Source organism: Pseudomonas sp. Pseusp15 (assembly GCF_059492165.1).
Genome location: NZ_CP168523.1, coordinates 24982 through 51029 on the forward strand (window position 1 = coordinate 24982; position 26048 = coordinate 51029).

At 59.6% G+C, this 26048-nt stretch carries 29 protein-coding genes; 16 read left to right on the forward strand and 13 right to left on the reverse strand.

All coding sequences use genetic code 11. From position 1 onward, the window contains the following. Positions 1-64 precede the first annotated feature (64 nt). Entirely contained in the window at positions 65-919 is an 855-nt protein-coding gene (locus ACEN8R_RS00110; RefSeq protein ID WP_495624514.1) for a carbon-nitrogen hydrolase family protein, read from the forward strand. 12 nt (positions 920-931) lie between these two features. Further along, positions 932-2374 carry a metalloprotease TldD gene (tldD, locus tag ACEN8R_RS00115; protein ID WP_495624515.1) on the forward strand — a complete coding sequence of 481 codons (1443 nt, stop codon included), beginning with the start codon at positions 932-934 and terminating at the stop codon, positions 2372-2374. A gap of 60 nt (positions 2375-2434) precedes the next feature. On the opposite strand, the gene yjgA is transcribed toward tldD, so the two are convergent. Then, a complete protein-coding gene (yjgA, locus tag ACEN8R_RS00120) occupies positions 2435-2959 on the reverse strand; it encodes a ribosome biogenesis factor YjgA (RefSeq protein ID WP_007941230.1) in 525 nt (174 codons plus the stop codon). Between the two features lie 108 nt (positions 2960-3067). Here yjgA and pmbA point away from each other — a divergent pair, with 108 nt between their 5' ends. Next, entirely contained in the window at positions 3068-4414 is a 1347-nt protein-coding gene (gene pmbA, locus ACEN8R_RS00125; RefSeq protein WP_018927211.1) for a metalloprotease PmbA, read from the forward strand. Positions 4415-4544: 130 nt separating this feature from the next. On the opposite strand, the gene ACEN8R_RS00130 is transcribed toward pmbA, so the two are convergent. The 10 genes from ACEN8R_RS00130 to ACEN8R_RS00175 all read right to left on the reverse strand — a co-directional run bounded on the left by ACEN8R_RS00130 (position 4545) and on the right by ACEN8R_RS00175 (position 11566). Beyond that, positions 4545-4817, reverse strand: a complete 273-nt coding sequence (locus tag ACEN8R_RS00130) for an HPr family phosphocarrier protein (RefSeq protein WP_018927210.1) — start codon at positions 4815-4817, stop codon at positions 4545-4547. A gap of 15 nt (positions 4818-4832) precedes the next feature. Further along, the gene (rapZ, locus tag ACEN8R_RS00135; RefSeq protein ID WP_018927209.1) at positions 4833-5690 is read right to left on the reverse strand and encodes an RNase adapter RapZ; all 858 of its coding nucleotides are present in this window, start codon (positions 5688-5690) and stop codon (positions 4833-4835) included. A 2-nt stretch (positions 5691-5692) separates the two neighbouring features. Further along, a complete protein-coding gene (gene ptsN, locus ACEN8R_RS00140; protein ID WP_018927208.1) occupies positions 5693-6157 on the reverse strand; it encodes a PTS IIA-like nitrogen regulatory protein PtsN in 465 nt (154 codons plus the stop codon). A 12-nt stretch (positions 6158-6169) separates the two neighbouring features. Further along, positions 6170-6478: a ribosome hibernation-promoting factor, HPF/YfiA family gene (hpf, locus tag ACEN8R_RS00145; RefSeq protein WP_007941242.1), complete on the reverse strand. Its 309-nt coding sequence runs from the start codon at positions 6476-6478 to the stop codon at positions 6170-6172. Positions 6479-6552: 74 nt separating this feature from the next. Then, entirely contained in the window at positions 6553-8046 is a 1494-nt protein-coding gene (locus tag ACEN8R_RS00150) for an RNA polymerase factor sigma-54 (protein WP_064620307.1), read from the reverse strand. 184 nt (positions 8047-8230) lie between these two features. After that, entirely contained in the window at positions 8231-8956 is a 726-nt protein-coding gene (gene lptB, locus ACEN8R_RS00155; RefSeq protein ID WP_018927206.1) for an LPS export ABC transporter ATP-binding protein, read from the reverse strand. Further along, complete coding sequence (gene lptA / locus ACEN8R_RS00160) at positions 8956-9501, reverse strand: lipopolysaccharide transport periplasmic protein LptA (protein WP_019581168.1); 546 nt, start codon at positions 9499-9501, stop codon at positions 8956-8958. The genes lptB and lptA overlap by 1 nt, the downstream gene beginning before the upstream one ends. Beyond that, the gene (lptC, locus tag ACEN8R_RS00165) at positions 9488-10060 is read right to left on the reverse strand and encodes an LPS export ABC transporter periplasmic protein LptC (protein ID WP_018927204.1); all 573 of its coding nucleotides are present in this window, start codon (positions 10058-10060) and stop codon (positions 9488-9490) included. Before lptC ends, lptA begins: the two co-directional genes overlap by 14 nt. Before the next feature lie 7 nt (positions 10061-10067). Further along, complete coding sequence (locus ACEN8R_RS00170) at positions 10068-10592, reverse strand: KdsC family phosphatase (protein WP_064620298.1); 525 nt, start codon at positions 10590-10592, stop codon at positions 10068-10070. Further along, positions 10592-11566, reverse strand: a complete 975-nt coding sequence (locus ACEN8R_RS00175; RefSeq protein WP_086944705.1) for a KpsF/GutQ family sugar-phosphate isomerase — start codon at positions 11564-11566, stop codon at positions 10592-10594. Before ACEN8R_RS00175 ends, ACEN8R_RS00170 begins: the two co-directional genes overlap by 1 nt. 276 nt (positions 11567-11842) lie before the next feature. Here ACEN8R_RS00175 and ACEN8R_RS00180 point away from each other — a divergent pair, with 276 nt between their 5' ends. The 10 genes from ACEN8R_RS00180 (at position 11843) to hisC (ending at position 19793) form a co-directional block, all read left to right on the forward strand. After that, complete coding sequence (locus tag ACEN8R_RS00180; RefSeq protein WP_018927201.1) at positions 11843-12652, forward strand: ATP-binding cassette domain-containing protein; 810 nt, start codon at positions 11843-11845, stop codon at positions 12650-12652. Beyond that, positions 12652-13449 carry a lipid asymmetry maintenance ABC transporter permease subunit MlaE gene (mlaE, locus tag ACEN8R_RS00185; RefSeq protein ID WP_026286502.1) on the forward strand — a complete coding sequence of 266 codons (798 nt, stop codon included), beginning with the start codon at positions 12652-12654 and terminating at the stop codon, positions 13447-13449. Before ACEN8R_RS00180 ends, mlaE begins: the two co-directional genes overlap by 1 nt. Then, entirely contained in the window at positions 13449-13916 is a 468-nt protein-coding gene (gene mlaD, locus ACEN8R_RS00190; protein ID WP_007941252.1) for an outer membrane lipid asymmetry maintenance protein MlaD, read from the forward strand. The genes mlaE and mlaD overlap by 1 nt, the downstream gene beginning before the upstream one ends. Positions 13917-13927: 11 nt before the next feature. Further along, positions 13928-14581 carry an MlaC/ttg2D family ABC transporter substrate-binding protein gene (locus ACEN8R_RS00195; RefSeq protein ID WP_064620291.1) on the forward strand — a complete coding sequence of 218 codons (654 nt, stop codon included), beginning with the start codon at positions 13928-13930 and terminating at the stop codon, positions 14579-14581. After that, entirely contained in the window at positions 14578-14883 is a 306-nt protein-coding gene (locus ACEN8R_RS00200) for an STAS domain-containing protein (RefSeq protein ID WP_018927197.1), read from the forward strand. Before ACEN8R_RS00195 ends, ACEN8R_RS00200 begins: the two co-directional genes overlap by 4 nt. Positions 14884-14997: 114 nt before the next feature. Beyond that, the gene (locus ACEN8R_RS00205; RefSeq protein ID WP_018927196.1) at positions 14998-15237 is read left to right on the forward strand and encodes a BolA family protein; all 240 of its coding nucleotides are present in this window, start codon (positions 14998-15000) and stop codon (positions 15235-15237) included. Positions 15238-15259: 22 nt separating this feature from the next. Continuing rightward, positions 15260-16525 (forward strand): UDP-N-acetylglucosamine 1-carboxyvinyltransferase, encoded by a 1266-nt coding sequence (murA, locus tag ACEN8R_RS00210; RefSeq protein WP_018927195.1) that lies wholly within the window; start codon positions 15260-15262, stop codon positions 16523-16525. A 126-nt stretch (positions 16526-16651) separates the two neighbouring features. Next, the gene (gene hisG / locus ACEN8R_RS00215; protein WP_007941260.1) at positions 16652-17287 is read left to right on the forward strand and encodes an ATP phosphoribosyltransferase; all 636 of its coding nucleotides are present in this window, start codon (positions 16652-16654) and stop codon (positions 17285-17287) included. 125 nt (positions 17288-17412) lie between these two features. Beyond that, positions 17413-18738: a histidinol dehydrogenase gene (gene hisD, locus ACEN8R_RS00220; protein WP_018927194.1), complete on the forward strand. Its 1326-nt coding sequence runs from the start codon at positions 17413-17415 to the stop codon at positions 18736-18738. 2 nt (positions 18739-18740) lie between these two features. Further along, a complete protein-coding gene (gene hisC / locus ACEN8R_RS00225; protein ID WP_018927193.1) occupies positions 18741-19793 on the forward strand; it encodes a histidinol-phosphate transaminase in 1053 nt (350 codons plus the stop codon). Between the two features lie 45 nt (positions 19794-19838). Here hisC and ACEN8R_RS00230 read toward each other — a convergent pair whose 3' ends face one another. After that, complete coding sequence (locus tag ACEN8R_RS00230) at positions 19839-20786, reverse strand: IS110 family transposase (RefSeq protein ID WP_495624416.1); 948 nt, start codon at positions 20784-20786, stop codon at positions 19839-19841. Between the two features lie 240 nt (positions 20787-21026). Beyond that, positions 21027-22187 carry a Do family serine endopeptidase AlgW gene (gene algW / locus ACEN8R_RS00235; RefSeq protein WP_018927192.1) on the reverse strand — a complete coding sequence of 387 codons (1161 nt, stop codon included), beginning with the start codon at positions 22185-22187 and terminating at the stop codon, positions 21027-21029. 102 nt (positions 22188-22289) lie between these two features. Between algW and ACEN8R_RS00240 the strand changes: the two genes are divergently transcribed. The 3 genes from ACEN8R_RS00240 (at position 22290) to cysN (ending at position 26020) form a co-directional block, all read left to right on the forward strand. Further along, positions 22290-23048, forward strand: a complete 759-nt coding sequence (locus ACEN8R_RS00240; RefSeq protein ID WP_018927191.1) for a Nif3-like dinuclear metal center hexameric protein — start codon at positions 22290-22292, stop codon at positions 23046-23048. 146 nt (positions 23049-23194) lie between these two features. Next, complete coding sequence (gene cysD / locus ACEN8R_RS00245; protein WP_007941268.1) at positions 23195-24112, forward strand: sulfate adenylyltransferase subunit CysD; 918 nt, start codon at positions 23195-23197, stop codon at positions 24110-24112. Positions 24113-24121: 9 nt separating this feature from the next. After that, the gene (cysN, locus tag ACEN8R_RS00250; RefSeq protein WP_018927190.1) at positions 24122-26020 is read left to right on the forward strand and encodes a sulfate adenylyltransferase subunit CysN; all 1899 of its coding nucleotides are present in this window, start codon (positions 24122-24124) and stop codon (positions 26018-26020) included. Positions 26021-26048: the final 28 nt, after the last annotated feature.

A 26048-nucleotide genomic window follows, 5' to 3' on the forward strand; every position in this document is an offset into this window, starting at 1 on the left:
CCCTGCAGGAGCTGCCGCAGGCGGCTCCTACAGGTATGTGTTGATTCCAGATAAGGAAATGGCCATGTCTGTAGCAGTCATTCAAATGGTCAGCCAGAGCGACGTGCTGGCCAATCTGGCCCAGGCCCGTCGTCTGCTTGAGCAGGCAGCGTCCGGTGGCGCGCGGCTTGCCGTGCTGCCGGAAAACTTCGCAGCCATGGGGCGTCGCGACATTGGCGACATTGGTCGCGCCGAAGCGCTGGGCGAAGGCCCGATCCTGCCGTGGTTGAAACAGACCGCCCGCGACCTCAAGTTATGGATAGTGGCCGGCACGTTGCCGTTGCCGCCGGCGGATCAACCGATGGCCAAAGCGCATGCGTGCTCGTTGCTGGTGGATGACCAGGGCGAGACCGTGGCGCGGTACGACAAGCTGCACCTGTTCGACGTGGACGTGGCGGACAATCGCGGGCGTTATCGCGAATCCGATGACTATGCTTATGGCAGTGGCGTGGTGGTTGCCGATACGCCAGTCGGTCGAGTCGGCCTGACGGTGTGTTACGACTTGCGCTTCCCGGAGCTGTACAGCGAATTGCGTGCTGCCGGCGCGGAATTGATTACCGCCCCGTCGGCCTTTACCGCGGTGACCGGCGCGGCCCATTGGGACGTGCTGATTCGCGCGCGGGCCATCGAGACTCAATGTTACGTGCTCGCGGCCGCCCAGGGTGGCACTCATCCGGGACCGCGAGAAACCTTTGGTCATGCCGCGATAATCGATCCATGGGGGCGCGTGCTGGCACAACAGGATCAGGGCGAGGCCGTGCTGCTGGCCGAACGCGACAGCCGCGAACAGGCGTCCATCAGGGCGCGGATGCCGGTGTCCACTCACCGGCGCTTTTTCTCGCAGGGCGCTCAGCGACCTGCATCAGAACGACGAATTTAAGGCGTAAAGCATATGAGCGAGTTGTTGTCCTCTGTCAGTGAACACCTCCTGGCGCCCGGCGGCGTAACGATCGAGAGCCTGCAAGGTGTGCTCGGCGATCTGGCCGGCCCGGGGATCGATGCCGCCGACCTGTATTTCCAGGGGCAGATTTCCGAGTCCTGGGCGCTGGAAGACGGGATCGTCAAGGAAGGCAGCTTCAACCTCGACCAGGGTGTCGGCGTGCGTGCGCAATCGGGTGAAAAAACCGGTTTCGCCTACAGCAATGCGATCACCCTCGAAGCGCTGGGCGCGGCGGCCCGTGCGGCCCGTTCGATCTCCCGGGCCGGGCAGAATGGCACCGTGCAGGCGTTCACTACCCAGGATGTCGCTCAGTTGTACGGGCCGGACAACCCGCTGGAAGTGATGACCCGCGCCGAGAAAGTCGAGCTGCTCAAGCGTATCGACGTGGCGACCCGGGCCCTCGACCCGCGTATCCAGCAAGTCACCGTGAGCATGGCCGGAGTTTGGGAGCGGATTCTGATCGCCTCCACCGATGGCGGCCTGGCGGCAGATGTGCGGCCGTTGGTGCGTTTCAACGTCAGCGTGATCGTCGAGCAGAACGGTCGTCGTGAGCGCGGCGGCCATGGCGGTGGCGGTCGTACCGACTACCGCTATTTCCTCAGCGAAGACCGCGCCATGGGCTATGCCCGTGAAGCGCTGCGTCAGGCACTGGTGAATCTGGAAGCCATCCCGGCGCCGGCCGGTACGTTGCCGGTGGTGTTGGGTTCGGGTTGGTCCGGCGTGTTGCTGCACGAAGCCGTCGGGCACGGTCTGGAAGGGGATTTCAACCGCAAGGGCAGTTCGGCCTACAGCGGGCGCATGGGCGAGATGGTTGCATCGAAGCTTTGCACCATCGTCGATGACGGCACCCTCGCCGGCCGCCGAGGTTCACTGAGCGTCGACGACGAAGGCACGCCGACCGAGTGCACAACGCTGATCGAAAACGGCGTGCTCAAGGGGTATATGCAGGACAAGCTCAACGCGCGCCTGATGGGCGAGGCCCGCACCGGCAACGGTCGTCGCGAATCCTACGCGCACCTGCCGATGCCGCGCATGACCAACACTTACATGCTCGGTGGCGAAAGCGACCCGGCGGAAATCATCGCCTCGGTGAAAAAAGGCATCTACTGCGCCAACCTCGGCGGCGGTCAGGTGGACATCACCAGTGGCAAGTTCGTGTTCTCCACCAGCGAGGCGTACCTGATCGAAGACGGCAAGATTACTGCACCGGTCAAAGGCGCGACGTTGATCGGCAACGGGCCGGAAGCCATGAGCCGGGTGTCGATGGTTGGTAATGATCTGGCGCTGGACAGCGGTGTGGGAACGTGTGGCAAGGATGGGCAGTCGGTGCCGGTGGGTGTCGGCCAGCCAACGCTGAAAATCGATGCGATCACCGTGGGTGGCACAGGATCGTAAGGGGCTCTTGAGAACGTGAAGCTTCGGGTGAGTTGCGAGGCAACTCACCCGATTCGGGACTTAACGCAAACCGCGTTGAGTCTCGTCCAGCTCACGGATGTACTTGAAGATTTTACGGCTCGAAGCCGGTGGCTTGTTGGTCGCCAGTTCGTGCTGGGCCTGACGGATCAGGGAGCGCAATTGTTGACGATCGGCCTCCGGGTAATCGACGACGAACTTCTCCAGGACGGCGTCGTCGCCTGCGATCAAGCGATCGCGCCAGCGTTCCAGGCCGTGGAAACGTTCGTTGTACTGCCGGGTGGAGGCATCGAGTTGATCGAGCAGGGTGAGAATGGCGCCAGTGTCCTGATCGCGCATCAGCTTGCCGATAAACTGAAGGTGCCGTTTACGCGCGATGTTCGCGGTGTGCTTGGGCGCATCGGCCAGAGCCCGGCGCAAAGCGTCGGTCAACGGCAGTTTTGCCAGCAGGTCAGGCTTGAGTGTTGTAAGGCGCTCGCCGAGGTCAACCAGAGCATGCAGCTCGCGTTTGACCTGGGATTTGCTTTTTTCTCCCGTATCGAGGGAGTCGTCGTAAGAATCAACCATGGTGGCCGTCCGCAAAGAAACGCCGCCATGATAACCAGTCGGGGGCCGCTTGTCCGGCCCGGTCGCTCGATGACCGTTACCGAAAGCAGAATTTGAGTGGAGAACAGCATGAGTGCAGTTGAAAGCGTCGGCCCACAAGCGTTGCCGGCACTGCAAGAGCAAGTTGAGCAGATCATTGCTGAAGCCAAGCGCCAAGGCGCCAGTGCCTGTGAAGTGGCGGTGTCGCTGGAGCAGGGCCTGTCGACCACGGTGCGTCAGCGGGAAGTCGAAACCGTTGAGTTCAACCGCGACCAGGGCTTTGGCATCACCCTGTATGTAGGGCAGCGCAAAGGCTCGGCCAGCACCTCGGCCAGCGGTTCGGAAGCGATTCGCGAAACCGTCGCAGCTGCGCTGGCGATTGCCAAGCACACGTCCGAAGACGAAGCCGCAGGCTTGGCGGATGCCGCGCTGATGGCCAAGGAACTGCAGGATTTCGACCTGTTCCACCAATGGAGTATCACACCGGAGCGAGCCATCGAGCAGGCCCTGGCCTGTGAAGCGGCGGCGTTTGCCGCCGACAGTCGGATCAAGAACGCCGACGGCACCACCCTCAGCACTCATCAGGGTTGCCGTGTGTACGGCAACAGCCACGGTTTTATCGGCGGTTACGCCTCGACCCGTCACAGCCTCAGCTGCGTGATGATCGCCGAAGCCGATGGCCAGATGCAGCGTGATTACTGGTACGACGTGAACCGGCAGGGCAATTTGTTGGCCAGCCCGGAGAGCATCGGCCAGCGTGCCGCGCAACGGGCGGCGAGCCGCTTGGGCGCACGCCCGGTACCGACTTGCGAAGTGCCGGTGCTGTTTTCTGCGGAACTGGCCGGCGGTTTGTTCGGCAGTTTCCTCTCGGCGATTTCCGGCGGCAGTCTGTATCGCAAGTCTTCGTTCCTCGAAGGCACGCTGGGGCAGAAACTGTTCCCGCAATGGCTGACCATCGATGAACGTCCGCACTTGATGCGCGCTTTGGGCAGCTCTGCCTTCGACGGCGATGGCCTGGCGACCTACGCCAAGCCGTTCGTGGAAAACGGCGAGCTGGTGTCCTATGTGCTTGGCACCTATTCCGGCCGTAAGCTGGGCATGCCGAGCACCGCGAATGCGGGCGGCGTGCACAACCTGTTCGTCACCCATGGCGATGAAGATCAGGCGGCCCTGTTGCGCCGCATGGGTCGTGGTCTGCTGGTCACTGAATTGATGGGGCAGGGCCTGAACATGGTCACTGGCGATTACTCCCGTGGCGCAGCGGGTTTTTGGGTCGAGAACGGCGAAATCCAGTTCGCGGTCCAGGAAGTGACTATTGCCGGCAACATGCGCGACATGTTCAAGCAGATCATTGCGGTCGGTAATGACCTGGAATTGCGCAGCAACATTCGCACAGGTTCGGTGTTGATCGAGCGGATGACGGTGGCGGGTAGTTAAGCTGCGGTTGCTGCACAAAAAAATGCGCCACCCGATCGGGTGGCGCTTTTTTTTTTTGGATCAAAATATCGCAGTTTCGTCAGCGCCTACGCATCCGTGGGCGCAATCGAAAGCCGTAATTCATTGATCTTTATTCGCCTTCGTCGAAGAAGTTGTTGATCAGCGCCACCAGTGCATCCATAGCTTCCTGCTCTTGTTCACCTTCGGTTTTCAGGTGGATTTTGGTGCCCTTGCCGGCCGCGAGCATCATCATGGCCATGATGCTTTTGCCATCGACCATCGTTTCCGGTGTACGGCCAGCTCGGATCTGGCAAGGGAACTGCCCGGCGACGCCAACGAATTTTGCAGACGCGCGGGCATGCAGGCCCAGCTTGTTGATGATTTCGATTTCCAGAGCAGGCATCGCGATGTGAATCCTTTAGCTGAGGTCGCGGTGGCGAACCTGGACGTTCTTCAGGGATTGTTGCAGGACCTGGCCCAGACGTTCGGTCAGGTAGACAGAGCGGTGATGCCCGCCGGTGCAGCCAATGGCAATGGTGACATAGGCGCGGTTGCTGGCGGCAAAGCGGGGCAGCCACTTGAGCAGGTAGGAGGAAATGTCCTGGAACATTTCCTCGACATCCGGCTGCGCCGCCAGGTAGTCGGCCACCGGTTGATCGAGCCCGGACTGTGCCCGCAGCTCCGGTTTCCAGTAAGGGTTAGGCAGGCAGCGCACGTCGAACACCAGATCGGCGTCCACCGGCATGCCACGCTTGAACCCGAAAGACTCCACCAGAAACGCAGTACCGGGCTCCGGCTGATTCAGCAGGCGCAGCTTGATGGTATCGCGCAGCTGATACAGGTTCAGATTGGTGGTGTTGACCTTGAGGTCGGCCAGGTCGGCGATCGGCCCCAGCAGATTGGTTTCGTCCTCTATCGCCTCCGCCAGCGAGCGATTGGCACTGCTCAGCGGGTGACGACGGCGGGTTTCCGAAAATCGTTTGAGCAGGGTCTCTTCATCGGCGTCCAGATACAGCACATCGCACTGGATATGCCGGCTGCGGACTTCTTCCAGCAATTCGGGAAACCGTGACAGGTGGCTCGGCAAGTTGCGTGCATCGATGGACACGGCCACCAGAGGTTGTGCCAGTTCGGTGTGAATCAGTGCGCGTTCGGCCAGTTCCGGCAACAGACCGGCCGGCAGGTTGTCGATGCAGTAGTAGCCGTTGTCCTCGAGAACATCGAGGGCAGTGCTTTTACCTGAGCCGGAGCGGCCGCTGACGATGATCAGGCGCATGATTAGTGACCGTTTTGCTCGTCCAGGACAACCTGATACAAGGCTTCGTTGCTCGGGGCGCTGCGCAGTTTTTCACGCACTTCCTTGCGATCAAGCATGCTGGCGATCTGGCGCAGCAACTCCAGGTGCGCATCGGTGGCGGCTTCGGGGACCAGCAGTACAAACAGCAGGTCAACCGGGGCACCGTCGATGGCGTCGAAATCGATGGGTGCATCCAGGTGCATCAAGGCACTGATGGGCGATCCGCAGCCCTTGAGACGGCAGTGGGGGATGGCGATACCGTTGCCAAAGCCGGTGGAACCGAGTTTTTCACGGGCGACCAGACTCTCGAAGACATCCTGCATGGCCAGATCCGGCACTTCGCGATGGATGAGGTTGGCAATTTGCTCGAGGGCTTTCTTTTTACTGCCGCCCGGCACGTTCACCAGGGAACGGCCGGGGGTCAGGATGCTTTCAAGTCGGATCATGGGTTGGGAGTGTTAACGACCGGTCGCGCCCTGGAGGAGGCTCTGGGTCTTTTCCTTATGCTTTTTGAGTTGTTTATCCAGCTTGTCGGTCAGTGCGTCGATCGCTGCGTACATATCGGTATGTTCCGCGTTAGCGACCACCTCATTGCCGGGAATATGCAGCGTGGCTTCGATTTTCTGCTTGAGCTTCTCGACCGTCATCGTGACCTGCACGTTGGTGATCTTGTCGAAATGCCTCTCTAATCGTTCGAGTTTTTCGCCGATGTAGGTGCGAAGAGGTTCGGTCACTTCCAGTTGGTGTCCACTGATGTTGACTTGCATACAGCTTCTCCTTCGTTGCCAGTGCATAAAGCGGTAGATCCGATGATCTACCACTGGAACGCTGTGGCGTGGCTCTACATCAACCGCTTGCGTTCGCTCGAAGGCGCGATTCCTAGGGATTCGCGGTACTTGGCGACGGTGCGGCGAGCCACCTGAATGCCTTGTGCCTCCAGTAAACCAGCGATCTTGCTGTCACTCAACGGCTTTTTCTGATTTTCCGCGGCAACCAGTTTTTTGATGATCGCGCGGATCGCCGTAGACGAGCATTCACCGCCTTCGGAGGTGCTGACGTGGCTGGAAAAAAAGTATTTCAGTTCATAGATGCCCCGTGGGGTATGCATGAATTTTTGCGTGGTCACCCGTGAAATCGTCGATTCGTGCATGCCCACCGCTTCAGCGATGTCATGCAGCACCAGCGGTTTCATGGCCTCGTCGCCGTACTCCAGGAAGCCGCGTTGATGCTCGACGATCTGGGTGGCCACTTTCATCAGGGTTTCGTTGCGGCTTTGCAGGCTCTTGATGAACCAGCGAGCCTCCTGCAGTTGATTACGCATGAAGGTGTTGTCAGCGCTGGTATCGGCGCGGCGTACGAAGCCGGCGTATTGGGCGTTGACCCGCAGGCGCGGCACCGACTCCTGGTTCAGTTCCACCAGCCAGCGCTCGTTGTCCTTGCGCACGATCACGTCGGGAACGACGTATTCGGCTTCGGTGGACTCGATTTGCGAACCCGGGCGCGGGTTGAGGCTCTGGACCAGTTCGATCACCTGGCGCAGTTCATCTTCCTTGAGCTTCATGCGGCGCATCAGCTGGCTGTAGTCGCGGCTGCCGAGCAAGTCGATGTAATCGGTGACCAAGCGCTTGGCCTCGGTCAGCCAAGGGGTCTTGGCGGGCAGTTGGCGCAGTTGCAGCAGCAGGCATTCACCGAGGTTGCGGGCGCCGATACCGGCGGGCTCGAATTGCTGGATGCGGTGCAGGACGGCTTCGATTTCGTCCAGTTCGATGTCCAGTTCCGGATCGAAGGCCTCGAGGATTTCCTCGAGGGTTTCGTCCAGATAGCCCTGATTGTTGATGCAGTCGATCAGGGTCACGGCGATCAGGCGATCGGTGTCGGACATCGGTGCCAGGTTCAGTTGCCAGAGCAAATGGCTTTGCAGGCTTTCACCGGCCGAAGTACGGGTGGTGAAATCCCACTCGTCGTCATCGTTGCTCGGCAGGCTGCTGGCGCTGGTCTGGTAGACGTCTTCCCAGGCGGTATCGACAGGCAATTCGTTGGGAATGCGCTCGTTCCAGTCGCCTTCCTCAAGGTTATCCACCGTCGGGGCGGTTTCCTGGTAGGAGGGTTCCTGAATGTCGGTGTTGGGTTGCTGTTCGGCTTTGTCGGCCAAGGGGTCTGCGTTATCGAAGTCGTCGCCTTCTTCCTGGCGTTCGAGCATCGGATTGGACTCCAGGGCCTCCTGGATTTCCTGTTGCAGGTCCAGGGTCGACAATTGGAGCAGGCGGATGGCCTGTTGCAGCTGCGGTGTCATCGTCAGCTGCTGGCCCATTCTCAAGACTAGCGATGGTTTCATGGCAGGGGCTTAACACCTTATTCGCCGGCGCACATGCGCCATCCACTACAGGGCGCCGAAGCGCCAAACATAAGCAAATTATATGCCTGAAACTGAAGTGTTTGCCTAGAGCGCTGTAACAATAAAAAACTATTGATTTTTTATTGATATGAGCACCAAGGCGACTGGCCAGGCACCTCAGCGCTTACAGGCGGAACTCATGGCCCAGATACACTTCCTTGACCAGTTCGTTGGCCAGGATGGTGGCGGAGTCGCCTTCAGCGATCAGCTGGCCATCGTTGACGATGTAGGCGGTTTCGCAGATGTCCAGGGTTTCACGGACGTTGTGGTCAGTGATCAGCACGCCAATGCCTTTGGCCTTGAGGTGGTGGATGATCTGCTTGATGTCGCCCACCGAGATCGGGTCCACGCCGGCGAAGGGTTCGTCGAGGAGGATGAATTTCGGGTTGGTGGCCAGTGCCCGGGCGATTTCCACCCGACGGCGTTCACCACCGGACAGGCTCATGCCAAGGCTGTCACGAATGTGGTGGATGTGAAATTCCTGCAGCAGGCTTTCCAGCTCTTTGCGGCGACCGGCCTTGTCGAGCTCCTTGCGGGTCTCGAGGATGGCCATGATATTGTCGGTCACCGACAGCTTGCGGAAGATCGACGCTTCTTGCGGAAGATAGCCGATACCGGCCTTCGCGCGACCGTGCATCGGCTGGTGGCTGACGTCCAGGTCATCGATCAGTACGCGACCCTGATCGGCCTGTACCAGGCCCACGATCATGTAGAAACAGGTGGTTTTACCGGCGCCGTTGGGGCCAAGCAGGCCGACGATCTGGCCGCTGTCGATGGACAGGCTGACGTCACGCACGACCTGGCGGCTCTTGTAGCTCTTGGCCAGATGCTGAGCTTTCAGAGTTGCCATTACTGGGTTTTCTCGTCGGTTTTCTTCTTCGGCTGGATCACCATGTCGATACGCGGACGTGCCTCGGTGACCTTGCTGCCTGTGGCGCGACCGGCGCTGGCGAGTTTTTTCACCGTGTCATAGACGATTTTTTCGCCCTGGGTGACGTTGTTGTCCTTGTCGACAACTTTGGCCTTGTCGATCAGTACGACGCGGTTTTGCGCGGCGTGATATTGGATGGTCACGCCCCAGCCCTGAACAGGCTTGGTGTCGCCAGCTGTTTGCAATTGCTCGAAGTACGCCAGGTTGCCCACCGAGGTCACCACGTCGATGTCGCCAGTCGGGGTGCGAGTGATGGTCACGGTGTTGCCGGTGACCTTCATCGAGCCCTGAGTGATGATCACATCACCTTTATAGGTGGCAACACCATTCTTATCGTCCAGTTGGGCGTCGTCGGCCTGAATGCGGATAGGCTGCGCTTGATCGGTCGGCAGAGCCCAGGCGCTCACGCTTCCCAGTGCTGCGCTCAGACTGAGCAAAATAGGGAGGGTTTTAACGAGCCTCATACTGTCCTCTTACGTTCGATAGCAGGTGTATCCTGCTTTCTTTCAAGTACGCTTTCATTCCGTTGCCTGTCGATACACCGCCGGCGCCGTCGATTCTAACGGGTTGATCGGTCTGCGCATATTGCTGCTGCGGGAACACTGTCATACGGGTGGTGGTAATCAGGGTTTTACGGTTTTTTTCGTCGAAACGCGTGATACGTACCGAGTCGATCAACTCGACCTGGGTGCCGTCCGGGTTGACTTCGCCGCGATCGCTCTGGACGTGCCAGGGGAATTCGGTGCCGCGAAACATGTTCAGGTCAGGATTGGACAGCAACGTCACTTCGGTCGCTTTCAGGTGTTCGACCTTGTCGGACGTCATTTCGTACTGCAATTTGCCGTCCGGCAGGTACTGCACGCTGTGGGCATTGGTGGCGTAATAGTCGATCATGGCTTCATCGACATGCGCCACTGGCTTGTCGAGGAAGCGTTCCGGGCTGATGTTCCAGTAGCCGACCGCAGCGAATAGCGCCGCGATGCAACCGAATATCAGGATGTTGCGAATCTTTTTGCTCAGCATGATGGGCTCACAGGTACGCGGCGTTGGCCGCATCGAGGCGGCCCTGGGCGCGCAGGATCAATTCGCAGAATTCGCGCGCGGCACCCTCGCCGCCACGGGCCTGGGTGATGCCGTGGGCGTGTTCACGCACGAAGCTGGCGGCGTTGGCCACGGCCATGCCCAGACCGACGCGGCGAATCACCGGCAGGTCCGGCAGGTCGTCGCCGAGGTAGGCCACTTGTTCATAGTTCAGGTTGAGTTGGGCAAGGAGCTCGTCGAGCACCACCAGTTTGTCTTCGCGACCCTGGTACAGGTGTGGAATGCCGAGGTTCCTGGCTCGTCGTTCGACCACCGGGGTCTTGCGTCCGCTGATGATAGCGGTCTGCACGCCGGCTGCCATCAACATCTTGATGCCTTGGCCGTCGAGGGTGTTGAAAGTCTTGAATTCGCTGCCGTCTTCGAGGAAGTACAGGCGCCCGTCGGTCAGCACGCCGTCGACGTCGAATACCGCCAGTTTGATCTGTTTGCCGCGTTGCAGCAGGTCCGTGCTCATTACATTACTCCAGCGCGCAGCAAATCGTGCATGTTCAGGGCGCCGACCGGGCGGTCTTCGCTGTCGACAACGACCAGTGCATTGATCTTGTGGTCTTCCATGATTTTCAACGCCTCGGCAGCCAGCATCTCGGCACGTGCGGTCTTGCCGTGGGCGGTCATCACCTGCTCGATGGTGGCGCTGTGGATGTCGATGCTGCGGTCCAGGGTGCGACGCAGATCGCCGTCGGTGAAGATCCCGGCAAGTTTACCGTTGGCTTCCAGAATCACGGTCATGCCCAGGCCCTTGCGGGTCATTTCCATCAATGCGTCCTTGAGCAGGGTGCCGCGCTTAACCTGCGGCAGCTCTTGCCCGGCGTGCATGACGTTTTCCACTTTCAACAGCAGGCGTCGACCAAGTGCGCCGCCTGGGTGGGAAAAAGCGAAATCTTCAGCGGTAAAACCGCGGGCTTCCAGCAGCGCCACCGCCAGGGCATCGCCCATCACCAGAGCGGCGGTGGTCGATGAGGTTGGCGCCAGGTTCAGCGGGCAGGCTTCGTGCTCGACGTGAACGTTGAGGTTGACCTCGGCAGCCTTGGCCAGTGCCGAGTCGGGATTGCCGGTGACGCTGATCAATTTGATGCCCAGGCGCTTGATCAGTGGCAGCAGGGTAACGATTTCATTGGTGGAACCGGAGTTCGACAGTGCCAGGATGATGTCGTCACGCGTGATCATACCCATGTCGCCGTGGCTGGCTTCGGCTGGATGCACGAAGAACGCCGTGGTGCCGGTGCTGGCCAGGGTGGCGGCAATCTTGTTGCCGATGTGCCCCGATTTGCCCATGCCGACCACGACTACGCGGCCTTTGCTGGCCAGAATCATCTCGCAAGCGCGTACGAAATCCGCGTCGATATGGGGTAACAAGCCTTGCACGGCTTCCAGTTCGAGACGGATGGTGCGTTGTGCAGATTGAATCAGGTCGCTGGATTGGCTCATGTCAGAAATCGTATAGCCTGATGAAAAGGCGGCGATTATAACGGTAATGATCAAAACCCTCACGCAAGTTCGTCGCGGTTTGTCATTCCTTGTTACCGAGACCCTCTAAATAGATGATTTCAGGTGGTCATGTTGCTGAACGTGCCCGGCTTGGGCCTTGGGCGCTTGGCATTTGCAGTGATATAGTTCGCCGCCAGTTCGGCCTGCCCGGGAAGGTATGTGCTTTCGTCAGAAAGCCAGGCGTCCGAGTGAGAGGCTGCATCGCAAGGAGTTTAGATGAGTGCCGATAACGCCTACGCGGTCGAGCTGAAGGGACTGACCTTCAAGCGCGGTGCGCGCAGCATTTTCAATAACATCGATATCCGCATACCACGCGGCAAAGTCACCGGCATCATGGGGCCTTCCGGGTGTGGCAAGACCACGCTGTTGCGGTTGATGGGGGCCCAATTGCGCCCCACCAGCGGCGAAGTCTGGGTCAATGGCCAGAACCTGCCGACGTTGTCGCGCAGCGATTTGTTCGATGCGCGCAAGCACATGGGCGTGCTGTTTCAGAGCGGCGCGCTGTTTACCGATCTCGATGTATTCGAGAACGTCGCCTTTCCGCTGCGTGTTCATACCACACTGCCGGAAGAGATGATTCGCGATATTGTCCTGCTCAAATTGCAGGCCGTGGGCTTGCGTGGCGCCATTGACCTGATGCCTGACGAATTGTCCGGCGGCATGAAACGTCGAGTCGCGCTGGCCCGGGCGATTGCCCTCGATCCGCAAATTCTCATGTACGACGAGCCTTTTGTCGGCCAGGACCCGATCGCCATGGGCGTGCTGGTGCGCCTGATCCGCCTGCTCAACGATGCGCTGGGCATCACCAGCATCGTGGTCTCCCACGATCTGGCCGAGACCGCGAGCATCGCCGACTACATCATTGTGGTGGGTGACGGGCAAGTGTTGGGGCAGGGCACACCCAAGGAATTGATGACTTCGCAGGAACCACGGATTCGCCAGTTCATGACTGGCGAACCCGACGGCCCGGTCGCATACCACTTTCCAGCGACGGATTACCGCGCAGATCTTCTGGGGAAGCGCTGATGCGCAAGATTTCATTAATAGAAAGAGTGCGCCGTTTCGGCCACGCCGGCATCGATGTGCTGGCGGTATTCGGGCGTTCGGCGCTGTTCCTGTTTCATGCCTTGCTCGGTCGCGGTGGCATCGGCGGCAGTTTTGGCCTGCTGGTCAAGCAACTGCATTCGGTTGGCGTGATGTCCCTGGTGATCATCGTGGTCTCCGGGGTGTTCATCGGTATGGTGCTGGCGCTGCAGGGCTTCAATATCCTGTCCAGCTATGGCTCGGAGCAGGCTGTCGGGCAGATGGTTGCGCTGACACTGCTGCGTGAACTGGGGCCGGTCGTCACGGCCTTGCTGTTCGCCGGGCGTGCGGGTTCGGCGCTGACCGCCGAAATCGGCAACATGAAATCCACCGAGCAACTGTCCAGTCTGGAAATGATCGGGGTTGACCCGCTCAAGTACATTATTGCTCCGCGCCTGTGGGCCGGCTTCATTTCCCTGCCGGTGCTGGCAATGATTTTCAGCGTGGTGGGTATCTGGGGCGGTTCGTGGGTGGCCGTCGACTGGCTGGGTGTCTATGAAGGCTCCTACTGGTCGAACATGCAAAACAGCGTGACGTTTGTCGACGATGTGCTCAACGGCATTATCAAAAGCATCGTTTTTGCCTTCGTCGTGACCTGGATCGCCGTATTCCAAGGCTATGACTGCGAGCCCACTTCCGAGGGGATCAGTCGTGCCACTACCAAGACCGTGGTGTACGCCTCTTTGGCGGTACTCGGCCTGGACTTTATTCTGACCGCCTTGATGTTTGGAGATTTCTGATGCAAAACCGCACCCTGGAAATCGGTGTCGGCCTTTTCTTGCTGGCTGGCATCCTGGCTTTGCTGTTGCTTGCGTTGCGGGTCAGTGGCCTGTCCCCGAGCCCGAGCACCGATACTTATAAACTTTATGCATATTTCGATAATATCGCCGGTTTGACTGTCAGAGCTAAAGTGACCATGGCCGGTGTGACCATTGGCAAGGTCACTGCGATCGATCTGGATCGCGACAGCTTCACCGGTCGGGTGACCATGCAACTGGAAAAGCGCGTAGATAACCTGCCGACTGACTCCACTGCATCTATCCTGACCGCTGGCCTGTTGGGTGAGAAATACATCGGTATCAGTGTGGGTGGGGAACAAGCCCTGCTCAAGGATGGTGGAACCATCCACGACACGCAGTCGTCGCTGGTGCTCGAGGACCTGATCGGTAAATTTCTGCTCAATACCGTTAGCAAAGACGCCAAATGAGGAGCTTTTCAATGATCTCTATCTTGCGACGTGGCCTGTTGATATTGCTCGCAGCCTTGCCGTTGATGGCTAACGCCATCGCGGCGCAGTCGGCGCACGATCTGGTTCAGGACACCACGACCCGGATGCTCGCCGACCTGTCGGCCAATAAAGAGAAGTACAAGCAGGATCCACAAGACTTTTATACGGCGTTGAACACCATCGTCGGTCCTGTGGTGGATGCCGAGGGCATTTCCAAAAGCATCATGACCGTCAAATACTCGCGCAAAGCAACGCCCGAGCAAATGAAGACGTTTGAAGAAAACTTCAAAAAAGGTCTGTTCCAGTTTTATGGCAACGCATTGCTTGAATACAACAACCAGGGCATTACTGTTGAGCCTGCCAAGGATGAATCGGGAGACCGTACCAGCGTTGGCATGACGGTCAAAGGCAGCAGCGGCGCGATCTATCCCGTGTCTTACACACTCGAAAAGATCAACGGCGAATGGAAGCTGCGTAACGTCATCATCAACGGCATCAATATCGGCAAGCTATTCCGCGATCAGTTCGCTGATGCGATGCAGCGCAATGGCAACGACCTGGACAAGACCATCAATGGTTGGGCCGGGGAAGTCGCCAAAGCCAAGGAAAACACCGAAAAAGCTGTCGAGAAGAAAGCCCAATGAGTGAGTCGGCCATTCGCATGAGCGAAACCGGCGAGCTGCTGCTCAGCGGTGTGCTGGATTACCGGACCGGCCCGAACTTGCGCAAGCAGGGGCAGGTGCTGATCAAGTCCAGCAAGGCGCCTGCGCTGGTGGTCGATTGCTCCGCAGTGGAGAAGTCCAGCAGTGTCGGCTTGTCGCTGCTGCTGTGCTTCATGCGCGATGCCCAGGTGGCCGGCAAGGCCGTGAGCATTCGCGCGATGCCCGAAGACATGCGCAAAATCGCTCAGGTCAGCGAATTGACCGAGCTGTTGGCGCACCCCTGAACCGCATCTATAAAGAAGCCCCCCGTCAGAGTCCTGCTTCGCGGGGTTCGCAGGCGCGGGGCTTTTTTGTATGATGTCCGACCCGCGCGCACAGGGCGCCGATTGAGGTTGAGCATGCAGGCCGTAGAAGTGAAGAGCTTCCTTGAAGGAAAGCTGCCAAACACGAAGGTGGAAGTTGAAGGCGAAGGCTGCAATTTCCAGCTTAACGTGATTAGCGATGAACTGGCGGCGTTGAGCCCGGTGAAGCGCCAGCAGCAGGTCTATGCCCATTTGAACCCGTGGATTGTCGATGGCAGCATCCATGCGGTCACTATGAAATTTTTCAGCAGCGCGGCCTGGGCCGAGCGCACCTGAGCCCAAGGGCGTCGAGATTCTTATGGATAAATTGATTATTACTGGTGGCGCTCGTCTTGATGGCGAGATCCGCATCTCCGGGGCAAAGAACTCGGCCTTGCCGATCCTGGCTGCCACCTTGCTGTGCGATGGCCCGGTGACCGTGGCCAACCTGCCGCACCTGCACGACATCACCACCATGATCGAGCTGTTCGGTCGCATGGGCATTGAGCCGGTGATCGACGAGAAGCTCAGCGTCGAAATCGACCCACGCACCATCAAGACCCTGATCGCGCCGTACGAACTGGTTAAAACCATGCGCGCCTCGATCCTGGTGCTGGGCCCGATGGTTGCCCGTTTCGGTGAAGCCGAAGTTGCACTGCCTGGCGGTTGCGCCATCGGTTCGCGTCCGGTTGACCTGCACATCCGTGGTCTTGAAGCCATGGGCGCGGTCATCGATGTCGAAGGCGGCTACATCAAGGCCAAGGCCCCTGAAGGCGGCCTGCGCGGTGCGCACTTCTTCTTCGACACCGTCAGCGTGACCGGTACCGAGAACATCATGATGGCGGCCGCTCTGGCCAAGGGCCGCAGCGTTCTGGCCAACGCCGCTCGCGAGCCTGAAGTCGTCGACCTGGCGAACTTCCTGAACGCCATGGGCGCGAAGGTTTCCGGCGCCGGCACCGACACCATCACCATCGATGGCGTCGAGCGTCTGCACACGACCACTTACAAAGTGATGCCTGACCGTATCGAGACCGGCACCTATCTGGTGGCGGCAGCGGTCACCGGCGGGCGTGTGAAGGTCAAGGACACCGATCCGACCATACTCGAAGCCGTTCTGGAAAAACTTCGTGAATCCGGCGCCGAAATCACCACCGGTGAAGACTGGATCGAGCTGAACATGCACGGCAAGCGGCCGAAAGCCGTCAACGTGCGGACCGCTCCATACCCGGCGTTCCCGACCGACATGCAAGCGCAATTCATCTCCCTCAACGCCATTGCCGAAGGCACTGGTGCTGTGATCGAGACGATCTTCGAAAACCGTTTCATGCACGTTTACGAACTGCACCGCATGGGCGCGCACATTCAGGTTGAAGGCAACACCGCCATCGTCACCGGCATCGAAAAGCTCAAGGGCGCGCCAGTCATGGCCACCGACCTGCGTGCTTCGGCCAGCCTGGTGATCTCGGCGCTGATCGCCGAAGGCGATACCCTGATCGATCGCATCTACCACATCGACCGTGGTTATGAGTGCATCGAAGAGAAGCTGCAGATGCTCGGCGCCAAGATCCGCCGCGTACCGGGCTAGTTTCTGCTGCATGGGCGCAGGGACGCGTCCGTTGATTTGTTGAAGTCGAGCCGGTTTCCGGCTCGATGTGTGTCCGGCGCCGTTTGCGACCGGGCATGAGTACCTTGATAAGGACTGACGTTTCCCATGTTGACTATCGCACTGTCCAAGGGCCGCATCCTTGACGACACCCTGCCGCTTCTGGCTGAAGCGGGCATCGTGCCGACCGAGAATCCGGACAAGAGCCGCAAGCTGATCATCCCCACGACCCAGGCCGATGTGCGCTTGCTGATCGTGCGTGCCACCGATGTGCCGACCTATGTCGAGCATGGTGCCGCCGATCTGGGCGTCGCCGGTAAAGACGTGCTGATGGAATACGGCGGCCAGGGTCTGTACGAACCGCTGGACCTGCAAATCGCCCAGTGCAAACTGATGACGGCCGGTAAAGTCGGCGCAGTCGAGCCCAAGGGCCGTCTGCGCATTGCCACCAAGTTCGTCAACGTCGCCAAGCGCTACTATGCCGAACAGGGTCGTCAGGTCGACATCATCAAGCTCTACGGCTCGATGGAACTGGCGCCGCTGATCGGCCTGGCGGACAAGATCATCGACGTGGTCGACACCGGTAACACGCTGCGGGCCAATGGCCTGGAGCCACAGGATTTCATCGCTGCCATCAGCTCCCGTCTGATCGTCAACAAGGCGTCGATGAAAATGCAGCATGCCCGTATCCAGGCGTTGATCGACACCCTGCGCAAGGCAGTGGAGTCTCGACACCGCGGCTGATTCACCTGCGCGACCTTGAGTCGCGCCCGTCTATCCGCCTCATAGCCAGAATTCTCGGGTGCCCAAGCGGATCAACGGCTAGCTTAGGGCGCCCGAGTTTTTGCCAATCCTATGAGGCTCTCGCTATGACCGCACCGACTGCAATTCGCCGACTCAACGCTGCTGACCCGGATTTCGCACATCATCTGGATCATCTGCTGAGCTGGGAAAGTGTGTCTGACGACTCGGTCAATCAGCGGGTGCTGGACATCATCAAGGCCGTGCGCGAGCGTGGCGATGCGGCGGTGGTCGAGTTCACCCAGAAGTTCGATGGCCTGCAAGTGGCGTCCATGGCGGACTTGATCCTGCCGCGCGAACGCCTGGAACTGGCATTGACCCGCATCACCGTGCCTCAGCGCGAAGCCCTGGAAAAAGCCGCGACCCGTGTGCGCAGCTACCACGAAAAGCAGAAACAGGACTCCTGGAGCTACACCGAAGCCGATGGCACGGTGCTGGGCCAGAAGGTCACGCCACTGGATCGCGCCGGTCTGTACGTGCCGGGCGGCAAGGCGTCCTACCCGTCCTCGGTGCTGATGAACGCGATTCCGGCCAAGGTGGCGGGCGTGACCGAAGTGGTCATGGTCGTGCCGACCCCGCGCGGTGAAGTCAACGAACTGGTGCTGGCCGCAGCCTGCATCGCCGGCGTCGACCGGGTGTTCACCATCGGCGGTGCGCAGGCGGTTGCGGCGCTGGCTTACGGCACCGAAAGCGTGCCGAAGGTCGACAAAGTGGTTGGCCCGGGCAACATCTATGTCGCCACCGCCAAGCGCCACGTGTTCGGCCAGGTCGGCATCGACATGATCGCCGGCCCGTCGGAGATTCTGGTGGTGTGTGATGGCCAGACCGATCCGGACTGGATCGCCATGGACCTGTTCTCCCAGGCCGAGCACGACGAAGACGCCCAGGCGATTCTGGTCAGCCCGGACGCCGAGTTCCTCGACAAGGTCGCGGCAAGCATCGCCAAACTGCTGCCAACCATGGAACGCGCCGAGATCATCGAAACCTCGATCAATGGCCGTGGTGCGCTGATCAAGGTTCGCGACATGGAACAGGCCATCGAAGTGGCCAACCGCATTGCCCCAGAGCACCTGGAGCTGTCGGTCGCCGATCCACAGGCCTGGCTGCCGCAGATCCGTCACGCCGGCGCGATCTTCATGGGCCGCCACACTTCCGAAGCCCTGGGCGACTACTGCGCAGGTCCGAACCACGTATTGCCGACCTCCGGCACTGCGCGCTTCTCTTCGCCGCTGGGTGTTTACGACTTCCAGAAACGTTCGTCGATCATCTTCTGCTCCGAGCAGGGTGCCTCCGAACTGGGCAAGACCGCCTCCGTACTGGCCCGTGGCGAATCGCTGAGCGCTCACGCCCGCAGTGCTGAATACCGCATTCTTGATGACAAGCAGGGGAACTGAACATGAGTAAATTCTGGAGCCCGTTCGTCAAGAATCTGGTGCCTTACGTGCCGGGCGAGCAGCCGAAACTGGCAAAACTGGTGAAGCTCAACACCAACGAAAACCCGTACGGTCCATCGCCAAAAGCCCTGGCGGCGATGCAAACCGAACTGAACGACAACCTGCGTCTGTACCCGGACCCGAACAGCGACCTGCTCAAGCAAGCCGTTGCCAAGTACTACGGCGTGCAGGGCAATCAGGTGTTCCTCGGTAACGGTTCCGATGAAGTCCTGGCGCACATCTTTCACGGTTTGCTGCAGCACGATAAACCGCTGCTGTTCCCGGACATCAGCTACAGCTTCTACCCGGTTTACTGCGGGTTGTATGGCATCAAGTTCGATGCGGTTGCGCTGGACGAGCAGTTCCAGATCAACCCGGCGGACTATGCCAAGCCGAACGGCGGGATCATCTTCCCGAACCCGAATGCGCCGACCGGTTGCCTGTTGGCGCTGGATGCTGTTGAGCAAATCCTCAAGGCCAGCCCGGATTCGGTGGTCGTGGTGGATGAGGCTTACGTCGACTTCGGCGGTGAAACGGCGATCACGCTGGTGGACCGTTATCCGAACCTGTTGGTGACGCAGACCCTGTCCAAGTCCCGTTCCCTGGCCGGCCTGCGGGTTGGTCTGGCCGTGGGGCACCCGGATCTGATCGAGGCACTGGAGAGGATCAAGAACAGCTTCAACTCCTACCCGCTGGATCGTCTGGCGATTGTGGGGGCTGCGGCGGCGTTCGAAGATCGCGAGTATTTCGACAAGACTTGCCGGTTGGTCATCGAGAGTCGGGAGCAAGTGGTCGCGCAACTGGAAGCGAAAGGGTTTGAAGTGTTGCCGTCGGCGGCGAACTTCATTTTCGCCCGTCATCCGAAGCACGATGCTGCGGGGCTGGCGGCGAAGTTGCGTGAACAGGGCGTGATTGTTCGGCACTTCAAGCAAGAGCGGATTGCCCAGTTCCTGCGGATTTCCATCGGCACGCCGGAGCAGAATCAGGCACTGATCGACGGCCTCGGCGACCTCTAGACCAAAACTGTTCCTGTGGGAGATTCTATGGTTGAGGGGAAACCCTCAACTTGCTTTCGGCTGGTATTCGCTCTGCCCCTTCAGTAGTGCGAATACGACCCGAGCAAGTTTACGGGCCAGAATCACCAGTGCCTGAGTGGTGCTGAACCCTTTAGCTCGTTGCTCTTCATAAAAACCTTTCCAGGTTGCCGTTCGGCTGGCCGACATGGCTGCATTGTGCAAAAGTCGGCGCGCCTCCGGATCACCTCGTTTTGTCAGACTGCGGCGACCGTCCTTCTGTCCCGACTGTGAAACCCGTAAATCCATCCCCAAAAAAGCGATGAATGCGTCAGCGTTTTTAAACTCGCCCCGCTGAAACGCCGCGATCAGGCGAGCTCCAGTCAAAAAGCCTATGCCTTCAACTTTCATGCAGCGCCTTAGATGGGTAAGTAAACCGGCCTCTTTAAGGAGGTCGTTGATCATCTTCTCGACCAGCACTTCAAGCCTCTGCATTGAGGCTATTTGCTCGGCAAAAGCGGCTTTGAGCAGCGGCTCACTTGCCCAGCTCTGTACCAGGCCAACTCGTGCCTGAACCAGCGCGGCGCGCCGGCGGAAAAGGCTCAAGAGCTGACGATACAGCGGCGATGGTGGAGTCCATGGGTGAAGCTCTTCATATTCGTTTTTCAGATAACGGGCGAGCAGCTTTGCATCCAGCGCGTCGGTTTTGGCGCGAACCTTCACACCTTTGCGGTAGTGGCTTAGTTCATAGCCACCGACCATGTAAATCGTGCAGCCGGCATCATGGGCCAGGTCGGCGAATTCCAAGTGATAGATATTGGTCGACTCAATTGCTACGTCGACCGGTTCCGGCAAGGCTTTCAGCCATTTCTTGATGGCTGGCTTGTTATTGGGAAGCGTCTCCAGCAGATCCAGTTCGGTCTGGTAGATCACCAGTTCATTTTTGGCGACATCCACGCCCACGATTGGCTTGGAAACAGAAACCGACATTGCCATTGAACACCCCCCCGAGATATGGTTTTGAGCACTTGAAGGGCTCACCCAGAGGCGCAGGCTTGTTCCTATCGTCGGTCTAGCCAGATGCATTCTTTATCGGCGCTTGGGTGAAAGGAGGAGGGGCGAAATCTCCCACGGATCTGTACTGCGCCAACAGTCAGAATCGAGCCTTGTCCCTCCTCCTCCCTTCAAGTACCAGCATACAAGCGAGCGGTGCTGCTCGTTCCCACAGGGTCCCGCTTACTCTTCTTCTTTTTCCTGGATCGGCGCCGGCGGCGGACGCAGACCGATTTCTGCGGTGAGCTTGAGTTCTTTACCGTTGCGCATCACCTGAATCGTGACCTTGTCGGTCGGTTTGATGCGCGCCACCTGGTTCATTGACTTGCGACCATCGCCAGCCGGTTCACCGTCGATGCTGAGGATCACGTCGCCCAATTGCAGGCCGGCCTTTTGCGCCGGGCCGTCACGGAAAATCCCCGCGACCACAATTCCCGGGCGTCCCGACAGGCCAAACGATTCCGCCAGTTCCTGACTCAACGGTTGCACTTCGATGCCGAGCCAGCCGCGAATCACCTGGCCGTGTTCGATGATCGACTTCATCACTTCCATCGCCAGTTTGACCGGGATCGCGAAGCCGATGCCTTGCGAGCCACCGGACTTGGAGAAGATTGCCGTGTTGATGCCGGTCAGGTTGCCGTTGGCGTCCACCAGTGCACCGCCGGAGTTGCCGGGGTTGATCGCGGCATCGGTCTGGATGAAGTCTTCGTAGTTGTTCAGGCCCAACTGATTGCGCCCGGTGGCGCTGATGATCCCCATGGTCACGGTCTGGCCGACGCCGAACGGGTTGCCGATGGCCAGGGCCACGTCGCCGATGCGCAGGTTGTCGGAACGGCCGACGGTGATCGACGGCAGGTTTTTCAGGTCGATCTTCAATACCGCGAGGTCGGTTTCCGGGTCGCTGCCGATGACCCGGGCCAGGGTTTCACGACCATCCTTGAGGGCCACCACGATCTGGTCGGCACCGCTGGTCACGTGGTTGTTGGTCAGCAGGTAACCTTCCGGGCTCATGATCACGCCCGAACCGAGGCTCGACTCCATGCGCTTCTGCTTGGGCGAGTTGTCGCCGAAGAAGCGGCGGAACTGCGGGTCTTCAAACAGCGGATGGCTGGGTTTGTTGACCACTTTGGTGGTGTAAAGGTTGACCACCGACGGCGCAGCCGTGGTCACCGCATCGGCATAGGACACCGGGCCCTGCTGCACACCAAGGGTTTGCGGGGCTTGTTGCAGATTGACGTCGAGGCTTGGCAGCCCGACCCACTGCGGGTAACGCTGAATAATCAGTAGAGCGACAAGCACGCCGGCCAACAGCGGCCAGCCGGAAAAACGCAGCGCCTTGAGCATTAAGCACGTCCTGAGAGGTTGCAGGCGGTATGAGACCGCCCATAATGTCGCGCATTATACGAGGCCGCGCGCGCCTCTGAACGGGATATTTAGGAGTCTTTTATGGCCGTCGCCCTGAGCACCCTGGTCGAAGAAGCCGACCGTTACCTGGCAAGTGCGAAGATTGCCGATTACTGCCCCAACGGCTTGCAGGTCGAAGGCCGGCCGCAAGTAATGCGCATCGTCAGCGGTGTCACCGCCAGCCAGGCGTTGCTGGACGCCGCGGTGGAGGCCCAGGCCGATCTGGTGCTGGTGCATCACGGCTATTTCTGGAAAGGCGAGAACCCGTGCATCACCGGCATGAAGCAGCGCCGGTTGAAAACCCTGCTCAAGCACGACATCAGCCTGCTGTCCTATCACTTGCCGCTGGACCTGCACCCTGAAGTCGGCAACAACGTACAGCTTGCCCGGCAATTGGATATTACCGTCGAAGGCCCGCTGGATCCGGACAACCTGAAAATCGTCGGCCTGGTCGGCTCGTTGAGCGAACCGATGACCCCCCGCGATTTCGCCCGCCGAGTACAGGAAGTCATGGGGCGCGAGCCGTTACTGATCGAAGGCAGCGAGATGATTCGTCGGGTCGGCTGGTGCACCGGTGGTGGCCAGGGTTACATTGACCAGGCGGTGTTGGCCGGTGTCGATCTGTACCTCAGCGGCGAGGCCTCCGAGCAGACGTTCCACAGCGCCCGGGAAAACGACATCAGTTTCATCGCCGCCGGCCACCATGCCACCGAGCGTTACGGTGTACAGGCTTTGGGTGATTACCTGGCGCGACGTTTCGCCCTCGAGCACATCTTCATCGATTGCCCGAACCCGATTTGACTACAGGGCTGGAGCCCAAACGAGGGGGTATATTCATATACCCTTTCGATCTAGCCGCCGTCCTGATTAGAAGAGGGCGCTGTGCTAGGATTCCCCGCTCGAACACGGCCCGCAGGCCGTCCATAAGATCGTTTTCGTGAGTAGCCATGGTCGACAAACTGACGCATCTGAAACAGCTGGAGGCCGAAAGCATCCACATCATCCGCGAGGTCGCCGCCGAGTTCGATAACCCGGTGATGCTGTACTCCGTCGGTAAAGACTCCGCCGTGATGCTGCACCTTGCGCGCAAGGCATTCTTCCCGGGCAAACTTCCGTTTCCGGTGATGCACGTCGACACCCAGTGGAAGTTCAAGGAAATGTACGCGTTCCGCGACCGCATGGTCGAAGAGCTCGGCCTGGACCTGCTGGTACACGTCAACCCCGAGGGTGTTGCGCAGGGTATCAACCCGCTGACCCACGGCAGTGCCAAGCACACCGACATCATGAAGACCGAAGGCCTCAAGCAGGCCCTCGACAAGTACGGCTTCGACGCCGCATTCGGTGGCGCCCGTCGCGACGAAGAGAAGTCCCGTGCCAAAGAGCGCGTGTATTCCTTCCGTGACAGCAAGCACCGCTGGGACCCGAAAAACCAGCGCCCGGAGCTGTGGAACGTCTACAACGGCAAGGTCAACAAGGGTGAATCGATCCGCGTATTCCCGTTGTCGAACTGGACCGAACTGGACATCTGGCAGTACATCTACCTGGAAGGCATCCCGATCGTACCGCTGTATTTCGCAGCCGAGCGTGATGTCATCGAGATGAACGGCACCTGGATCATGATCGACGACGAACGCCTGCTCAATCACCTGAGCGACGAAGACAAGGCGCGCATCGTCAAGAAGAAGGTCCGTTTCCGTACACTGGGCGACTACCCGTTGACCGGTGCTGTCGAGTCTGAGGCCACCAGCCTGACCGACATCATTCAGGAAATGCTCCTGACGCGAACTTCCGAACGCCAGGGCCGAGTCATCGATCACGATGGCGCCGGTTCCATGGAAGAAAAGAAACGTCAGGGTTATTTCTAAGGGGTTGTCATGTCGCACGCATCTGATTTGATCAGCGAGGACATCCTCGCCTACCTGGGCCAGCATGAACGCAAGGAAATGCTGCGCTTTCTGACTTGTGGCAACGTCGACGACGGCAAGAGCACCTTGATCGGGCGCCTGCTGCACGACTCCAAAATGATCTACGAAGATCATCTGGAAGCCATTACCCGCGACTCGAAAAAAGTCGGCACCACCGGCGAAGACATCGACCTGGCGTTGCTGGTCGACGGCTTGCAGGCCGAGCGTGAGCAGGGCATCACCATCGATGTCGCCTACCGCTATTTCTCTACCGCCAAGCGCAAATTCATCATCGCCGATACCCCCGGCCATGAGCAGTACACCCGCAACATGGCCACCGGTGCATCCACCTGTGACCTGGCGATCATCCTGGTCGACGCCCGTTACGGCGTGCAGACCCAGACCCGTCGCCACAGCTTTATCGCCTCGTTGCTGGGCATCAAGCACATCGTGGTCGCCATCAACAAGATGGACCTCAACGGCTTCGACGAAAGCGTATTTGAGTCGATCAAGGCCGATTACCTGAAGTTCGCCGAAGGCATCGCGTTCAAGCCGAGCACCATGGCGTTCGTGCCGATGTCCGCGCTCAAGGGCGACAACGTGGTGAACAAGTCCGAGCGCTCGCCGTGGTACACCGGCCAGTCGCTGATGGAAATCCTTGAAACCGTCGAAATCGCCAGCGACCGCAACTACACCGATCTGCGTTTCCCGGTGCAGTACGTCAACCGTCCGAACCTGAACTTCCGTGGTTTCGCCGGCACCCTGGCCAGCGGCATCGTGCACAAGGGCGACGAAGTCGTTGTGTTGCCGTCGGGCAAGAGCAGCCGCGTGAAATCCATTGTCACCTTCGAAGGTGAGCTGGAGCACGCCGGTCCTGGTCAAGCGGTGACGCTGACCATGGAAGACGAGATCGACATTTCCCGTGGCGACTTGCTGGTGCACGCCGATAACCAGCCGCAAGTGACCGACGCCTTCGACGCCATGCTGGTGTGGATGGCCGAAGAGCCGATGCTGCCGGGCAAGAAGTACGACATCAAGCGCGCCACGACTTACGTGCCGGGCTCGATCACCAGCATCGTCAATCGCGTGGACGTGAACACCTTGGCCGAAGGCCCTGCCAGCTCGTTGCAGCTGAACGAGATCGGTCGGGTCAAGATCAGCCTCGACGCGGCCATTGCGCTGGACGGTTACGACAGCAACCGCACCACGGGTTCGTTCATCGTCATCGACCGTTTGACCAACGGCACGGTCGCGGCCGGCATGATCATCGCTCAGCCGCTGGCGCATGGCAGCAGCTCCCACCACGGCAAACTGGCCCATGTAGCCACCGAAGAACGCGCCCAGCGCTTCGGTCAGCAACCGGCCACCGTGTTGTTCAGCGGCCTGTCGGGCGCTGGCAAAAGCACCCTGGCGTATGCGGTTGAACGCAAGCTGTTCGACATGGGTCGCGCGGTGTTTGTACTCGATGGCCAGAACCTGCGTCATGACCTGAACAAAGGTCTGCCGCAGGATCGCGCCGGGCGCACCGAGAATTGGCGTCGTGCGGCGCACGTTGCGCGTCAGTTCAACGAAGCCGGCCTGCTGACACTGGCGGCGTTCGTTGCCCCGAGTGCCGAAGGTCGTGAGCAGGCCAAGGACCTGATCGGCAAGGAGCGTCTGCTGACGGTCTACGTCCAGGCCTCGCCGACGGTCTGCGCTGAGCGTGATCCGCAAGGTCTGTACGCGGCGGGTGGCGACAACATCCCGGGCGAATCCTTCCCGTACGACGTGCCGCTGGATGCCGATCTGGTGATCGACACCCAGTCGCTGTCGCTGGAAGAAAGCGTCAAGCAAGTGCTGGATCTGCTGCGCAAGCGTGGCGCGATCTAAGCATTAGCTGAAAACAAAAAGCCCGCAG

What these genes read in the sequence shown, in the direction of transcription:
- ACEN8R_RS00175 (WP_086944705.1), bottom strand. Translation starts at nt 11,566, where the DNA reads ATGAGCCAATCCAGCGACCTGATTCAATCTGCACAACGCACCATCCGT.
- hisC (WP_018927193.1), top strand. Translation starts at nt 18,741, where the DNA reads ATGAGTAAATTCTGGAGCCCGTTCGTCAAGAATCTGGTGCCTTACGTG.
- lptA (WP_019581168.1), bottom strand. Translation starts at nt 9,501, where the DNA reads ATGAGGCTCGTTAAAACCCTCCCTATTTTGCTCAGTCTGAGCGCAGCA.
- mlaD (WP_007941252.1), top strand. Translation starts at nt 13,449, where the DNA reads ATGCAAAACCGCACCCTGGAAATCGGTGTCGGCCTTTTCTTGCTGGCT.
- murA (WP_018927195.1), top strand. Translation starts at nt 15,260, where the DNA reads ATGGATAAATTGATTATTACTGGTGGCGCTCGTCTTGATGGCGAGATC.
- ACEN8R_RS00205 (WP_018927196.1), top strand. Translation starts at nt 14,998, where the DNA reads ATGCAGGCCGTAGAAGTGAAGAGCTTCCTTGAAGGAAAGCTGCCAAAC.
- lptB (WP_018927206.1), bottom strand. Translation starts at nt 8,956, where the DNA reads ATGGCAACTCTGAAAGCTCAGCATCTGGCCAAGAGCTACAAGAGCCGC.
- hisG (WP_007941260.1), top strand. Translation starts at nt 16,652, where the DNA reads ATGTTGACTATCGCACTGTCCAAGGGCCGCATCCTTGACGACACCCTG.
- cysN (WP_018927190.1), top strand. Translation starts at nt 24,122, where the DNA reads ATGTCGCACGCATCTGATTTGATCAGCGAGGACATCCTCGCCTACCTG.
- ACEN8R_RS00150 (WP_064620307.1), bottom strand. Translation starts at nt 8,046, where the DNA reads ATGAAACCATCGCTAGTCTTGAGAATGGGCCAGCAGCTGACGATGACA.
- lptC (WP_018927204.1), bottom strand. Translation starts at nt 10,060, where the DNA reads ATGCTGAGCAAAAAGATTCGCAACATCCTGATATTCGGTTGCATCGCG.
- hisD (WP_018927194.1), top strand. Translation starts at nt 17,413, where the DNA reads ATGACCGCACCGACTGCAATTCGCCGACTCAACGCTGCTGACCCGGAT.
- ACEN8R_RS00240 (WP_018927191.1), top strand. Translation starts at nt 22,290, where the DNA reads ATGGCCGTCGCCCTGAGCACCCTGGTCGAAGAAGCCGACCGTTACCTG.
- ptsN (WP_018927208.1), bottom strand. Translation starts at nt 6,157, where the DNA reads ATGATCCGACTTGAAAGCATCCTGACCCCCGGCCGTTCCCTGGTGAAC.
- mlaE (WP_026286502.1), top strand. Translation starts at nt 12,652, where the DNA reads ATGCGCAAGATTTCATTAATAGAAAGAGTGCGCCGTTTCGGCCACGCC.
- rapZ (WP_018927209.1), bottom strand. Translation starts at nt 5,690, where the DNA reads ATGCGCCTGATCATCGTCAGCGGCCGCTCCGGCTCAGGTAAAAGCACT.
- algW (WP_018927192.1), bottom strand. Translation starts at nt 22,187, where the DNA reads ATGCTCAAGGCGCTGCGTTTTTCCGGCTGGCCGCTGTTGGCCGGCGTG.
- ACEN8R_RS00110 (WP_495624514.1), top strand. Translation starts at nt 65, where the DNA reads ATGTCTGTAGCAGTCATTCAAATGGTCAGCCAGAGCGACGTGCTGGCC.
- ACEN8R_RS00170 (WP_064620298.1), bottom strand. Translation starts at nt 10,592, where the DNA reads ATGAGCACGGACCTGCTGCAACGCGGCAAACAGATCAAACTGGCGGTA.
- cysD (WP_007941268.1), top strand. Translation starts at nt 23,195, where the DNA reads ATGGTCGACAAACTGACGCATCTGAAACAGCTGGAGGCCGAAAGCATC.
- ACEN8R_RS00195 (WP_064620291.1), top strand. Translation starts at nt 13,928, where the DNA reads ATGATCTCTATCTTGCGACGTGGCCTGTTGATATTGCTCGCAGCCTTG.
- yjgA (WP_007941230.1), bottom strand. Translation starts at nt 2,959, where the DNA reads ATGGTTGATTCTTACGACGACTCCCTCGATACGGGAGAAAAAAGCAAA.
- ACEN8R_RS00230 (WP_495624416.1), bottom strand. Translation starts at nt 20,786, where the DNA reads ATGGCAATGTCGGTTTCTGTTTCCAAGCCAATCGTGGGCGTGGATGTC.
- ACEN8R_RS00200 (WP_018927197.1), top strand. Translation starts at nt 14,578, where the DNA reads ATGAGTGAGTCGGCCATTCGCATGAGCGAAACCGGCGAGCTGCTGCTC.
- tldD (WP_495624515.1), top strand. Translation starts at nt 932, where the DNA reads ATGAGCGAGTTGTTGTCCTCTGTCAGTGAACACCTCCTGGCGCCCGGC.
- ACEN8R_RS00180 (WP_018927201.1), top strand. Translation starts at nt 11,843, where the DNA reads ATGAGTGCCGATAACGCCTACGCGGTCGAGCTGAAGGGACTGACCTTC.
- hpf (WP_007941242.1), bottom strand. Translation starts at nt 6,478, where the DNA reads ATGCAAGTCAACATCAGTGGACACCAACTGGAAGTGACCGAACCTCTT.
- pmbA (WP_018927211.1), top strand. Translation starts at nt 3,068, where the DNA reads ATGAGTGCAGTTGAAAGCGTCGGCCCACAAGCGTTGCCGGCACTGCAA.
- ACEN8R_RS00130 (WP_018927210.1), bottom strand. Translation starts at nt 4,817, where the DNA reads ATGCCTGCTCTGGAAATCGAAATCATCAACAAGCTGGGCCTGCATGCC.